This window comes from Rhodococcus sp. 06-470-2, assembly GCF_002258235.1.
Lineage (GTDB): Bacteria > Actinomycetota > Actinomycetes > Mycobacteriales > Mycobacteriaceae > Rhodococcoides.
In genome coordinates, this window is the sequence record NZ_NOYB01000004.1 from 84,579 (window position 1) to 97,265 (window position 12,687).

A 12,687-nucleotide genomic window follows, 5' to 3' on the forward strand; every position below is an offset into this window, starting at 1 on the left:
AGCCTAGCTCCACCGGCCGCTGTCAGTCCTCGCCGAGGTCCTCACGCAACTGAGCGAGCGTGCGAGCCAGGATTCGCGAGACGTGCATCTGCGAGATTCCCACCTTCTCCGCGATCTGTGTCTGGGTCATCGACCCGAAGAATCTGAGCACGACGATGCGACGCTCACGCTCGGGCAACTTCTCGAGCGCAGGGCGCACCGCGAGATAGCTCTCCATTTTCTCGAGTTCGGGATCGTCGGCACCGAGGGTGTCCATCAGCGGCAATCGATCTTCGCTGACCACCGAGTCGACCGAGACGGTCTGATACGCGCTTCGCGCAAGCAACGCCTGCGAGGCTTCCTTGACGTCGATCCCGAGCTCGACGGCGATCTCGCTGGCAGTCGGAGCTCGACCGAGCTTCTGCGACAACGATCCCACCGCCTGGGAGATCATCGAGTTCAGTTCCTTCATGCGCCGCGGCACCCGAACCGACCATCCTGCGTCCCGGAAGTACCGGCGAGCCTCGCCCATGATCGTGGGTACGGCGAACGACACGAAATCCGAACCACGTTCGATGTCGAATCTGTCGACCGCGTTCACCAGACCGAGGCGTGAGACCTGCAGGAGGTCCTCGTGTGCTTCGCCGCGACCGCCGAAGCGGCGGGCGATGTGTTCTGCGAGAGGAAGGCAGCGGGTGATGATGCGATCGCGCAGCACTCGGCGCTGCGGTGAATTCTCGTCGAGCGCTTGCATCTGCTGGATCAGGGCGACAACGTCGCTGTAATCGTCGGACTCTCGCCGTGTGCTTCGTTCGTGCGGCACAGGCACTAGACCTTGCTCCTCCGCTTGACCACGTCGATCGCGACCGTGCGACCTGCTTCGTCGTCGACCGCGTCGTCGGCACGCAGTTCGATGGCGTCGGTCAACGTCTGCAGCACGTGCCACCCGAAGCTGTCCTTCTTCGGTACGGAAGTGGGTGTCAGGGTGGAGGTGACGACGATTCGGATTCCGGAGTCGCTCACTGCGAACATGCACGACAGCTCGGCATCGGTGACCGAGCCCTTGATCAGCTGCGAGCACACCTCGTCGACGACCAACTTCACATCGGCGATGTCGTCGAGCGTGAAGTCGCTGAGCACTGCGAGGGTTTCGGCGACGGCACGAACCACAGGAAGTTGGTCTGCCTCTGCACGCACCCTCAGCTCGACCGGTGCACCGGAACCTCGCTCCAGTTCTTCGATCTTGCTGACCCCAGCCATCCGCACTTCCCATCGTCGCCGAGCAGTCGTTTTACCGTTCGCCGAGCCAGACTACCCAGCGCCCGGCGTTTCAATCCTGGCAGTCGGAAGCAACACACGCGTCAGGTGAGCGCTCGGAGCGCTGCCGTTGCCGGCCCCACGAGCCTGCCTGCGCTCATCGTCGCTCCGGAGGATCCCTGCCCGGACGCCACCACCGTGTGCACGAGCACTGCCAACGTCTCTTCCGCCGCAGCGACCCGGTCGACCACGTCCGCCTGGGTACGGCGCGCATCGCACCGGCCCTCGACCACGTCCGCCAGGGCACGCACGAAGTCGGCACCGGCGACACGGACGTCGTCTCCGAGCGCGTGGAACGGCGGAACGGGATCGAGGCGACGTCCCGCAACAGGGATCCCGCGGCCGAGGGCACCGACTCCACCGCGTGTTGTGATTGCCGCCAGTACAGCGGCGGTGCTGCGAGAGCGTTCACCGCCACACCAACCGCGAGCTCGACGATCCTGTCCACGAAGGCGACCGGATCGGATGCCGATCCGTAGGTGACCATCAGCAGCGCGGTCACCGGTATCCAGATTCCGCTCGTACCGAACTTCGACCAACGGCCCACGAGCGCACCGACGAAGACGCTGACCGCCAGAGCCACACTTGGATGGCCGACGATGCGAACCACGAGTGCCGCGACGAGAACCCCTGCGGTCACCGTGGCGATCTGCTCGGCCGCCGAGCGCAGGCTTCGGCTGATCGTCACCTCGATCAGGAACACCGCTGCGTAGGGAGCGAGGAAAGGCTGCGACATCGACAGCAGTTCGGTGGCCAGAATCCACGCCGCCGCCGCGGCACCCGCCATTTTCGCGGACACGACGAGGGTTTCGATCGTCCTGTCTCGCGAGACCGACTGTCGTGTCCACCTCATCGCAGTTCGCCCACCCGACCCCGGTCGACCCGAAACCGCCCGGCCCGGGTGACGGGGACGCAGCGAACTGGCACGATCATCGATGTGGACTACTCGCAGGCACTTCGCTCTCTCGCTCGACGTCTCGGCACATCGACCTCGTACCGAGGCTGGGACGACACCGTTCGCGAAGTGAGCGACGACACCCTGCGTCGAGTGCTCGCCGCGCGCGGCTACGCAACCGAATCGACCGAGGACGTCGACCGAGCTCGGGCCGACATCGAGAACGCGCCGTGGCGGCGTCTGCTTCCGCCGGTGGTAGTGGCGACCCAGGGCACCGATGCAGTGGTGTGGGTGCATGTGCCACACGGCAATCCGGTCGAGGTCTCGATGGTCTCCGAGGACGGCGAGACCATCGAGGTGACCCAAGCCGATGTCTGGGTCGATCCCCGTGAGGTCGACGGCCGCCTGATCGGTCGCGCCACGTTCGTCGTTCCCGGCAGCGCACCGCTCGGTTGGCACAGCCTGACCGCGACGACGATCAGCGAGGACAACACGGTCCGAACCTCGGACACGGTTGTGGTGGTCACGCCGAAGTCGTTGTCCCCCAATGCAGAACTGGCAGACCGGCAGCGCACGGGTTTGCTCACTCAGTTGTATTCGGTGCGATCGAAGCGGTCCTGGGGAATCGGTGATCTCGGTGACCTGGAGGACATGGCCGACATCGCGGGCCGCGAGCACGGGTTCGACTACCTTCTCGTCAATCCGCTGCACGCCGACCGACCCACCACACCGGTCGAGGCGTCGCCCTACCTGCCGACCACCCGCCGGTTCTTCAACTCGCTCTACATCCGCGTGGAGAACATTCGCGAGACCGCACTGCTGTCGCCGCAACAGTTCGCCAAGGTCGAGAAAGCCGCGAAGCGTTTCGACAAGGCCAACAAGCGAACCGGGAAGCTGAACCGAGACTCGACATTCAGGGCCAAACTGCGTGCCCTGGAACGTGTTCACAAAGTGGAACGAAGCCCGGCCCGCGAGTCCGCATTCCGTGCATTCGTCGAACGGGAGGGTTCCGGACTGCGCGATTTCGCGGTGTGGAGCGCATTGGCGGAGAAATTCGGACCCGAGAATTCGGCGTGGACCGACAGAGCAGCGCACCCACGGACCGACTTCGTGCTCGAGCAGCGCACCAAGCTCGCCGAGCGCATCGACTTCCACATGTGGCTGCAGTGGATCTGCGACGAGCAGTTGGCCGCCGCGCAGCGTGCGGCGCTCGATGCGGGGATGGACATCGGCATCATGCACGATCTCGCCGTCGGCGTGGCGCGGGGCGGAGCCGACGCGTGGGCGCTCGGTGACGTGCTCGCGTCGGGAGTCACGGTGGGCGCACCGCCGGACAACTTCAACCAGCAGGGCCAGAACTGGAATCAACCCCCGTGGGATCCCGACCGACTCCGCGAGCTGGCATACGTGCCGTACCGGGACATGCTGCGCACGATCCTGCGTCATGCCGGCGGTATCCGCGTCGACCACATCCTGGGCCTGTTCCGCCTGTGGTGGATTCCGCAGGAGGCCGAGAACGCAGGCGGCGGAACGTATGTCGAGTACGACCACGAGGCCCTGATCGGCATCCTGGCCCTCGAGGCCGAACGCGCAGGCGCGGTGGTCGTCGGTGAGGATCTCGGCGTCTTCGAGCCGATGGTGCAGGAGTACCTCACCGAACGCGGCATCTTCGGCACCTCGATCCTGTGGTTCGAGGCCGACGAATCCGGACCGATCCCGCCCGAGAACTACCGCAGTCTGTGTCTGACGTCGGTGACCACGCACGACCTGCCGCCCACGGCCGGATATCTCGACGGCGAACACATCGACCTGCGATCACGTCTCGGCCTTCTCGAACGCGATATCGACTCCGAGAAGGAGGTCGACGCGAAAAAACGCGAGGCGGTCCTCGAGCTGGCGCGTGAGCGCGGATTGCTCGACGCCGACGCCGACAACCACCGAACGGTGGAAGCTCTGCATCGCCTCGTCCAGCGCAGTCCGTCCCTGCTGATCGGTGTCGCTCTCGTCGACGCAGTCGGAGAACATCGCATCCAGAACCAGCCCGGCACCGACGAAACCCAGTACGAGAACTGGAAGATCCCGTTGGCCGACGCCGAAGGCAAGCGAGTACTCGTCGACGACCTCGTCGATCACCCGCGCATGGTGTCGTTGGTGAACGCAATGACCGACCGCGTCGACGGCCCGAGAACGCCGGGGTCCACAATCGAAGAATGAGTCACCGTCGTCACCGCGAATCCAACCGACACTGATGGGCCGCATCACTACCCGCAGACCCGTCGTCCGACTCAGGAGTGGGCACCGCGTCGAGCGCCCGGACACCCTCGTGGTGGAGGAGCCGATGGAGTTGAGAGTCGACGGCACAGCGCTGGCCGTCACCATGCGAACTCCCGGCCACGACGTCGAGCTCGCTCACGGCTTCCTGCTGACCGAAGGTGTGATCGCCTCGGGGGCCGATATCGCAGCGGCTCGCTACTGCGACGGGGTCGACGACGAGGGCGCGAACACCTACAACGTCCTCGACGTCACCCTGGCCGAGGGTGTCGCTCCACCGGAGACCGGCGTCGAACGGAACTTCTACACGACGTCCTCGTGCGGGGTGTGCGGCAAGGGATCGTTGGACGCAATTCGATTGCGCACCAAGCATTCCCCCGTGGCCGATTCGGTCGTCGTGACGTCCGATACTCTGTCCGGGCTACCCGACACGTTGCGGGCCGCGCAGAAGGTCTTCGATGCCACCGGCGGTCTGCATGCCGCCGCCCTGTTCACCGCAGACGGCGAGATGCTCGTTCTACGTGAGGATGTCGGACGCCACAACGCCGTCGACAAGGTGGTCGGTTGGGCGGTGACCAACGATCGAATTCCCCTGCAGGCCACAGTGCTCATGGTCAGCGGCCGCGCCTCGTTCGAATTGGCCCAGAAGGCCGTGATGTCCGGAATACCGATTCTCGCAGCGGTCTCGGCCCCGTCCTCGCTTGCGGTCGACCTCGCCACCGAGTCCGGTTTGACGGTCGTCGGCTTCCTCCGCGGTAGGTCCATGAACATCTACTCTCACGCCCACCGCGTTCACGTCTCAGACGTCGGCGTCCACCAGTAGTTCGGCAGCGGTCGCATTTCTGACCTCGTCGACGGACACACCGGGCGCGGTCTCGACCAGGCGCAGTCCGCGTTCGGTGACGTCGAGTACGGCCATGTCCGAGATGATGCGGTGCACGCAGCCTTTGCCGGTGAGCGGCAGAGAGCAGCGTTCGAGGATCTTCGGCTCACCCTTGCGAGAGACGTGTTCCATCATCACGATGACGCGTCGCGCTCCGTGCACCAGATCCATCGCGCCACCCATCCCCTTGACCATGTGCCCGGGAATCATCCAGTTCGCCAGATCGCCGGTGGCGCTGACCTGCATCGCCCCCAGTACTGCGACGTCGACCTGGCCGCCACGGATCATTCCGAACGACTGCGCGGAGTCGAAGTAGGACGCACCGGGCAGGACCGTGATGGTTTCCTTGCCCGCGTTGATGATCTCGGCGTCGAGTTCGTCCTCGGTGGGATAGGGGCCGACACCGAGCACTCCGTTCTCCGAATGCAGGATCACCGATACGTCGGTGGGGATGTAGTTGGGCACGAGAGTCGGCATGCCGATGCCGAGGTTGACGTACTGACCGTCGCCGAGTTCCTGCGCCACCCGAGCCGCCATCTGTTCGCGGGTCATCTTCTCGCTCATGCTCGTACCGTCCTCTGCTCGATGCCGACCTCGACCGGTCCGACATGGACCACCCGCTGCACGTGAATACCCGGGGTGTGTATCTCGTCCGGTCCGATCTCCCCCGGCTCGACCAGATGCTCGACCTGTGCGACGGTGATGCGCCCCGACTCGGCGGCCGGCGGGTTGAAGTTTCGTGCACTGGCGTGGAACACCAGGTTGCCGTGTCGATCGCCCTTCCATGCGTGCACGAGCGCGTAGTCGGCGACTATTCCGCGTTCCATCACGTAGGTGACACCGTCGAATTCGCGGGTCTCCTTGGGAGGACTGGCCAGTGCGATACCGCCGCTGCCGTCGTAACGCAACGGCAATCCGCCGTCTGCGACCTGAGTTCCGACCCCTGCGGGGGTGAAGAACGCCGGAATGCCGGCACCGCCCGCTCGCAGTCGCTCGGCGAGGGTGCCCTGCGGGGTGAGCTCGACCTCGAGTTCTCCGGAGAGATACTGCCGCGCGAACTCCTTGTTCGAGCCGACGTACGAGCTGATGGTCCGGCGAATACGGTGCTGCGCCAGTAGCACTCCCAAGCCGAAGCCATCCGTCCCGCAGTTGTTGCTGATGGTTTCCAGATCGGTCGCACCCTGCACGAGCACGGCGTCGATGAGAATCTCCGGCACTCCGACCAATCCGAAACCGCCGACGGCGATCGACGATCCGTCGGGAATGTCCGCTACGGCTTCGGTGGCGCTGGCCACGACTTTGTCCAACATGAGACGCACGCTACCGCATGTTGTGCGGAATATGAACAGGTTGCCACAATGCGAACATCTCGCTATGGTGTCTGTTGCGTAGATCACCACAATCGTGAGGAACCTTCGATGCTTCTTCTCCCGCCCGAGTATCGGGATCAATCGGGGGTCCATGCCCCGCTCGACTTCCCCGAGTACCGGACCACCGCTCTTCGGCATCCGGCGCAGCCGCTGACCCTGCTCCCCCAGCGACTCACCGAGATCACCGGACCGGTGCTGGGCGAGGGACGTGTCACCGCCGCCGACGCCGATCTCACCCTGGCGAACGGCGGTGAGGCACAAGGGCAGAGGATCATCGTCCACGGCCGCGTACTCGACAGCGACGGCAAGGCGATTCCGAACACCCTCGTCGAGGTGTGGCAAGCCAATGCAGGCGGCCGTTACCGCCACACCGGCGATCGGTGGCCTGCACCGCTCGATCCGCACTTCAACGGCACCGGACGCGTTCTCACCGATGCCGAGGGTCGATACCGTTTCACCACGATCAAGCCGGGCGCATACCCGTGGGGCAACCACCACAACGCGTGGCGGCCGGCCCACATTCACTTCTCGCTGTTCGGCCAGGCGTTCACTCAGCGACTGGTGACCCAGATGTACTTCCCGGACGACCCCATGTTCTTTCAGGATCCGATCTTCAACGCCGCACCCGAGGACTCGCGAGCCCGAATGATCGGCGCGTTCGATTACGAAGCGACACAGGACAACTGGGCCCTCGGATTCCGATTCGACATCGTGCTCCGCGGCCGAAACGCCACCCCCTTCGAGGAAGACGACCACGATGACTGATCCCGAGTTCGCCCCGCGCTACCCGGTGGTCTCCGGTGCCGACTTCACCACCGCACCGTTCGGCCAGACGCCGTCTCAGACAGTGGGTCCCTACGTCCATATCGGACTGCTGTGGCCCGACGGTGAGAGCGTGGTACCGCAGGGCACCGACGGCGAGATCACCGTCTCGTTCACCGTCATCGACGGAGCCCGAAACCCCATGTCCGACGCCATGATAGAGACCTGGCAGGCCGATGCCGACGGCCGGTTCGATCACCCCGACGATCCGCGCGGCGCGGTGGCGTCACGCACCGTCGGTTTCCGCGGCTTCGGGCGCGCGTTCGCGGACGAGACCGGGACGATGTCGATCACCACGATCAAGCCCGGACCGTTGCCGGCCGAGGACGATCGTGTCGAAGCACCGCACATCGACGTCAGCGTCTTTGCTCGCGGGATGCTCGACCGAGCCGTGACACGGGTGTACTTTCCCGACGAAGTCGAGGCCAATGCGGTCGATCCGGTGTTGTCCGCCATGCCTGCGCACAAGCGTGCCAGACTCGTCGCAGCACCGGTGCACGGTGGGTATCACCTCGACATCGTGCTGCAGAACACCGATCCGGACGGCGACGAGACTCCGTTCTTCGCGCTGTGACACACGATTGCCGAGAGGGGACGATGGAATCCGAGCGAGGGGCACTGTTCGATCCGACGTTCGGTAGCGATACCGTTGCGCCGCTCGTAGGCGACCGAGCCTGGGTGACAGCGTTGTTCGCCGTCGAGGCGGCGCTCTCCCGGGCCGCGGTCACGGTCGGTCTCGTGCAGGCCGCTCACGCCGAGGTCGTCACCTCTGTTGCGACCGAACTCGGAGCAGGACTGGACATCGCGAGGCTCGGAGTGGATTCGGCGGCCGGAGGCAATCCGGTGATCCCGTTGGTGAAGATCCTTCGCAGCGAGGTGGCCGAGGCCGATGTTCCTGCTACGGCAGTGCATCCCGGGGCCACCAGCCAGGACATCATGGACACCGCGCTGATGCTCGTCTCCCGCGATGCGCTCGGTGCGATCGAGGGCTCGCTCGACGCCGCGAGTACGGCGGCGCGGGGTCTCGCCCTGACCCACCGGACCACCCCGATGGCGGCGCGCACTCTCGGACAGCAGGCATTGCCCACCACCTTCGGTCTGGTGGCCGCGAACTGGTTCTCGGCGTTACGCCGCGCGCAGACCGGGATCGCGGCCGTTCGACGTGCGTGCGCCGTCCAGTACGGCGGTGCTGCAGGCACTCTCGCGGCCGTGTATCCGCACGGACCCGCCATCGCAGCGGCGATGGCCGTCGAACTGGGCTTGGCTCGACAGAACACTCCCTGGCACACCGACCGCACCGCGATCGCCGACATCGCGTGTTCCCTGGGCATCGCGGCAGGAACGATCGGCAAGATCGCCCAGGACATCGTGGCGATGTCCGGCACCGAGTTGGGCGAGGTCTCGGAGGACGCGCCGGGTGGATCATCGGCGATGCCGCACAAGCGAAATCCCGTTGCGGCCATCACCGCGCGGGCTGCGGCCCGGCGAGTCCCGGGTGCGGTGTCGACGGTGCTGTCGAACATGGACCACGAACATCAGCGCGCCGCAGGAGCGTGGCATGCCGAATGGGAGACGATCACCGATCTTCTGCGCTTCACCGGTGGTGCCGCCCATCGACTCGCGCAGAGCCTGAGCGGGTTGCACGTTCATCCGGAGGCGATGGCCCGCAATCTCGATGCGACGGGTGGAGCGCTGCTCGCCGAACGTGTCACCGCGGCATTGGCAGCGCACACCGAGCAGGCCCGCGAGATAGTCACTGCGCGATGCGCGGTGGGAGCGCCGCTGGACAGCGACCCTGCCATCACGGCATTCCTGCCACCCTCGACGGTGCGCGAACTACTCGACCCCGCCGCGTATCTCGGCCACGCACCCGAGCTGGTCGACGCGATCCTCGCCGAGCACGCCCTCGACACCGAACTCACCACAGAATCGAAGGATTCACGATGACCGTCGCACTTGCTCACGAACGCACCGAAGGACCCCGCGCCGACGCGGAGACCGTCGTGCTGATCGGATCGCTCGGCTCCGACCGATCGATGTGGAACCCGCAGATCGGACCACTGTCCGCTTCTGCCCATGTGGTCGCCGTCGATCTTCGTGGGCACGGGGCATCGCCGGTGCCGTCGGGTCCGTACTCCGTCGCGGAACTGGCCGAAGATGTTCTGGCACTGATCGATTCCCTGAATCTACGGCGTGTTCACATCGTCGGTCTCTCGCTCGGCGGCGCAGTCTCGCAGTGGATCGCCATCCATCGCCCGGAGCGCGTGATCACTCTGACGTTGCTGTGCACCTCGGCCAGGTTCGGTGAGCCGGCGCAATGGCTCGATCGGGCCGCAACGGTCAGGTCGGCGGGAACCGCGTCCCTGGCCGACGCCGTCCTCCAGCGCTGGTTCACCCCCGAACTGGCCGCTCGCGACGTCGATCTCGTCGACCGGCATCGCCGGATGATCGCTGAAACGTCCGACGAGGGCTACGCAGCATGCTGTGAGGCGTTGTCGGATTGGGACTCTCGTTCGGATCTGAACCGGATCACCGCTCCGACCCTGGTGATCGCGGGCCGGCAGGACCCCTCGACCACGCCCGAGGACCTGAAGATCATCGCCGACGGCGTCATCGGATCGACGTTCCGAGTTCTCGACCCGGCCGCGCACCTGGCCAACGTCGAACAAGCCGGGCCCGTCACCGCGGCGATCGCCGCACACATCGGAGCGGATGCGTATGCGCTCGGACGCGCAGCTGCCCACGATGCCGGAATGGCGGTGCGGCGCAGCATCCTCGGTGATGCGCACGTCGACCGCAGCGTCGCCGCGCGAACCGACTTCACCGCACCGTTCCAGGACTTCATCACCCGCACTGCATGGGGTGACATCTGGAATCGGCCAGGACTCGATCACCACACCCGCAGACTGCTGACCCTGGCGATCCTGACGGCGGTGGGTAACCAGCACGAACTCGACATGCACATTCGGGCCGCCCTGCGAGCGGGCACTGCGCCGGACACGATGGCGGAGGTGTTCCTGCACACCGCGGTGTACGCGGGAGTTCCGAACAGCAACAGTGCATTCGGTCTCGCGAACGCGGCCATCGCCGAGACATCGGCCGAGACCGAATCGGGTACCTCGTGAACTCCGCGGAATCGCCGCCGCCGTCCTCGGACTACGTCCAGTCACTGGGCCGTGGTCTTGCGGTGATCCGAGCCTTCGACGCCGAGCATCCGCGTCGAACACTCTCCGATGTCGCCCGAGCCACCGACCTCACCCGAGCCACTGCTCGGCGGTTCCTGCTCACCCTCGTCGAACTCGGCTACGTCCGTACCGACGGCTCGATGTTCTGGCTCACCCCGCGAGTGCTCGAGCTGGGCTACAGCTACCTGTCGAGCCTGTCGCTCCCGGAAGTCTCGGGACCGCACCTGGAGGCTCTCGCCGAACGAGTGCGCGAGTCGTCCTCAGTCTCGATTCTCGATGGTGACGACGTGGTGTACGTCGCCCGTGTTCCGGTCAGCCGCATCATGACCGTCGGCATCAACATCGGCACCCGATTTCCCGCGTTCGCAACATCGATGGGGCGCGTGCTGTTGGCCGGACTGCCTGCCGACGAACTCGCGGCATACCTCGATCGGGTGCGGTTGACTCCGCTCACCGGTAAGACCATCACCACTGCCGACGCGCTCGGCCGCGAACTCGACCGGGTCCGATCCGACGGCTTCTGCCTGGTGGACCAGGAACTCGAAGAGGGTTTGCGCTCCATCGCGGCTCCCATCCACGACGGACACGGAGCCGTGGTCGCAGCGGCGAACGTCTCGACCCAGGCCGCGCGGCATTCCGCCGATGCGGTGCGCACCGAACTGCTACCGGCTCTGCTCGACGCCACCCGCGCCATCGAGATCGACCTGCTCCGGGTGAGCACCGGACCCAACGACAAGCGAGGAACCACCCATGCCTGATGCCGTGATCTGCGAACCACTTCGGACCCCGGTCGGTCGCTTCGGCGGCCAGTTCAAGGACATTTCCGCCCAGGCTCTTGCCGGTGCGGTGATCGCCGAACTGGTCACCCGCACGGGCATTTCCGGTGCCGACATCGACGACGTAATCCTCGGTCAGGCGTCCCCGAACGGCGATGCACCGGCCATCGGACGCATTGCCGCGCTCGATGCAGATCTGGGTATCGACGTCCCCGGGATGCAGGTCGACCGTCGCTGCGGCTCCGGTCTGCAAGCGGTGTTGCAGGCGTGCATGCAGGTCCAGTCCGGCGGCAACGATCTGGTGCTGGCGGGCGGTGTCGAGAGCATGAGTCAGACCGAGTTCTACGCCACCGGCATGCGCTGGGGCGTCAAGGCCGAGGCCGTGGCTCTGTCCGACCGCCTCGCCCGGGCGCGAGTGACCGCGGGCGGCAAGAACTTTCCGGTTCCCGGCGGCATGATCGAAACCGCAGAGAACCTGCGCGCGGAGTTCTCCATCAGCCGCGCCGATCAGGACGCACTCGCAGTCCAGTCCCACCGACGTGCAGTCGCCGCGCAGAACAGCGGTGTGTTCGCCGAGGAGATCGTGGGAGTGTCGGTCCCCCAACGTAGATCGGATCCGTTGCTCGTCACCACCGACGAGCATCCGCGAGCCGACACCACCGTGGAGTCACTGGCGAAGCTGAAGGCGATCCGCGCGTCGATCGACCCCGAGTCGACCGTCACCGCAGGAAACGCCAGCGGACAGAACGACGGTGCCGCCATCGCCATCGTCACCACCCCGGAAAAAGCTGCCGCACTGGGCCTTCGGCCGCTGGCACGATTGGCCGGCTGGGGCGTCGCAGGCGTGGCTCCACGCACGATGGGGATCGGGCCGGTCCCCGCGAGCGAGAAGGCTCTGGGACGGCTGGGACTGAGTCTCGACGACATGGGCATCATCGAACTCAACGAAGCATTCGCCGCGCAGGCTCTCGCCGTGACCAGGTCCTGGGGCATCGACCCCGACGATCCGCGACTGAACCCACACGGGTCCGGCATCTCGCTCGGCCATCCCGTCGGAGCCACCGGAGCCCGCATTCTGGCGACGCTGTTGCGCGAAATGGACCGCCGAGAGGTCCGCTACGGACTCGAGACGATGTGCATCGGCGGCGGCCAGGGACTCGCTGCGGTGTTCGAGCGAATCGGCTGACCA

The 12,687-nt window shown here is 65.8% G+C and carries 13 protein-coding genes; 8 read left to right on the forward strand and 5 right to left on the reverse strand.

Annotated elements, in window-relative coordinates:
- Window positions 1-22: 22 nt before the first annotated feature.
- The 3 genes from CH276_RS01865 to CH276_RS01875 all read right to left on the reverse strand — a co-directional run bounded on the left by CH276_RS01865 (window position 23) and on the right by CH276_RS01875 (window position 2,149).
- A complete protein-coding gene (locus tag CH276_RS01865; RefSeq protein WP_032394586.1) occupies window positions 23-808 on the reverse strand; it encodes a SigB/SigF/SigG family RNA polymerase sigma factor in 786 nt (261 codons plus the stop codon).
- The gene (locus CH276_RS01870; RefSeq protein WP_045194606.1) at window positions 808-1,239 is read right to left on the reverse strand and encodes an ATP-binding protein; all 432 of its coding nucleotides are present in this window, start codon (window positions 1,237-1,239) and stop codon (window positions 808-810) included. The genes CH276_RS01865 and CH276_RS01870 overlap by 1 nt, the downstream gene beginning before the upstream one ends.
- A gap of 154 nt (window positions 1,240-1,393) precedes the next feature.
- Window positions 1,394-2,149, reverse strand: a complete 756-nt coding sequence (locus tag CH276_RS01875) for an FUSC family protein (protein ID WP_094631081.1) — start codon at window positions 2,147-2,149, stop codon at window positions 1,394-1,396.
- An 84-nt stretch (window positions 2,150-2,233) separates the two neighbouring features.
- Between CH276_RS01875 and malQ the strand changes: the two genes are divergently transcribed.
- Both malQ and fdhD read left to right on the forward strand, forming a co-directional pair.
- Window positions 2,234-4,405: a 4-alpha-glucanotransferase gene (gene malQ / locus CH276_RS01880; protein WP_052049369.1), complete on the forward strand. Its 2,172-nt coding sequence runs from the start codon at window positions 2,234-2,236 to the stop codon at window positions 4,403-4,405.
- 34 nt (window positions 4,406-4,439) lie between these two features.
- On the forward strand, window positions 4,440-5,285 hold the full coding sequence (fdhD, locus tag CH276_RS01885) for a formate dehydrogenase accessory sulfurtransferase FdhD (protein ID WP_094631080.1): 846 nt from the start codon (window positions 4,440-4,442) through the stop codon (window positions 5,283-5,285).
- On the opposite strand, the gene CH276_RS01890 is transcribed toward fdhD, so the two are convergent.
- Both CH276_RS01890 and CH276_RS01895 read right to left on the reverse strand, forming a co-directional pair.
- Window positions 5,262-5,909 carry a CoA transferase subunit B gene (locus tag CH276_RS01890; RefSeq protein WP_094631079.1) on the reverse strand — a complete coding sequence of 216 codons (648 nt, stop codon included), beginning with the start codon at window positions 5,907-5,909 and terminating at the stop codon, window positions 5,262-5,264. The two genes, fdhD and CH276_RS01890, sit on opposite strands and share 24 nt — an antisense overlap.
- Window positions 5,906-6,655, reverse strand: coding sequence for a CoA transferase subunit A (locus tag CH276_RS01895; protein WP_217901406.1), 750 nt, complete (start codon window positions 6,653-6,655; stop codon window positions 5,906-5,908). Before CH276_RS01895 ends, CH276_RS01890 begins: the two co-directional genes overlap by 4 nt.
- A 108-nt stretch (window positions 6,656-6,763) precedes the next feature.
- Between CH276_RS01895 and pcaH the strand changes: the two genes are divergently transcribed.
- The 6 genes from pcaH to CH276_RS01925 are packed head-to-tail and all read left to right on the forward strand — an operon-like array spanning window position 6,764 to window position 12,684.
- The gene (gene pcaH, locus CH276_RS01900; protein ID WP_032394590.1) at window positions 6,764-7,480 is read left to right on the forward strand and encodes a protocatechuate 3,4-dioxygenase subunit beta; all 717 of its coding nucleotides are present in this window, start codon (window positions 6,764-6,766) and stop codon (window positions 7,478-7,480) included.
- Window positions 7,473-8,111, forward strand: a complete 639-nt coding sequence (pcaG, locus tag CH276_RS01905; RefSeq protein WP_032394591.1) for a protocatechuate 3,4-dioxygenase subunit alpha — start codon at window positions 7,473-7,475, stop codon at window positions 8,109-8,111. The genes pcaH and pcaG overlap by 8 nt, the downstream gene beginning before the upstream one ends.
- Window positions 8,112-8,134: 23 nt before the next feature.
- Window positions 8,135-9,484 (forward strand): 3-carboxy-cis,cis-muconate cycloisomerase, encoded by a 1,350-nt coding sequence (gene pcaB, locus CH276_RS01910; protein WP_094631078.1) that lies wholly within the window; start codon window positions 8,135-8,137, stop codon window positions 9,482-9,484.
- Complete coding sequence (gene pcaDC / locus CH276_RS01915) at window positions 9,481-10,662, forward strand: bifunctional 3-oxoadipate enol-lactonase/4-carboxymuconolactone decarboxylase PcaDC (RefSeq protein ID WP_094631077.1); 1,182 nt, start codon at window positions 9,481-9,483, stop codon at window positions 10,660-10,662. Before pcaB ends, pcaDC begins: the two co-directional genes overlap by 4 nt.
- Window positions 10,659-11,480 carry an IclR family transcriptional regulator gene (locus tag CH276_RS01920; RefSeq protein WP_094631076.1) on the forward strand — a complete coding sequence of 274 codons (822 nt, stop codon included), beginning with the start codon at window positions 10,659-10,661 and terminating at the stop codon, window positions 11,478-11,480. The genes pcaDC and CH276_RS01920 overlap by 4 nt, the downstream gene beginning before the upstream one ends.
- Window positions 11,473-12,684, forward strand: a complete 1,212-nt coding sequence (locus CH276_RS01925) for an acetyl-CoA C-acetyltransferase (protein WP_032394595.1) — start codon at window positions 11,473-11,475, stop codon at window positions 12,682-12,684. Before CH276_RS01920 ends, CH276_RS01925 begins: the two co-directional genes overlap by 8 nt.
- Window positions 12,685-12,687 lie beyond the last annotated feature (3 nt).

Excerpts from the sequence above, each read along its gene's own strand:
- fdhD (WP_094631080.1), top strand. The coding sequence starts at position 4,440 with ATGGGCCGCATCACTACCCGCAGACCCGTCGTCCGACTCAGGAGTGGG.
- pcaDC (WP_094631077.1), top strand. The coding sequence starts at position 9,481 with ATGACCGTCGCACTTGCTCACGAACGCACCGAAGGACCCCGCGCCGAC.
- CH276_RS01925 (WP_032394595.1), top strand. The coding sequence starts at position 11,473 with ATGCCTGATGCCGTGATCTGCGAACCACTTCGGACCCCGGTCGGTCGC.
- pcaG (WP_032394591.1), top strand. The coding sequence starts at position 7,473 with ATGACTGATCCCGAGTTCGCCCCGCGCTACCCGGTGGTCTCCGGTGCC.
- CH276_RS01870 (WP_045194606.1), bottom strand. The coding sequence starts at position 1,239 with ATGGCTGGGGTCAGCAAGATCGAAGAACTGGAGCGAGGTTCCGGTGCA.
- CH276_RS01875 (WP_094631081.1), bottom strand. The coding sequence starts at position 2,149 with ATGAGGTGGACACGACAGTCGGTCTCGCGAGACAGGACGATCGAAACC.
- CH276_RS01890 (WP_094631079.1), bottom strand. The coding sequence starts at position 5,909 with ATGAGCGAGAAGATGACCCGCGAACAGATGGCGGCTCGGGTGGCGCAG.
- pcaH (WP_032394590.1), top strand. The coding sequence starts at position 6,764 with ATGCTTCTTCTCCCGCCCGAGTATCGGGATCAATCGGGGGTCCATGCC.
- pcaB (WP_094631078.1), top strand. The coding sequence starts at position 8,135 with ATGGAATCCGAGCGAGGGGCACTGTTCGATCCGACGTTCGGTAGCGAT.
- CH276_RS01895 (WP_217901406.1), bottom strand. The coding sequence starts at position 6,655 with ATGTTGGACAAAGTCGTGGCCAGCGCCACCGAAGCCGTAGCGGACATT.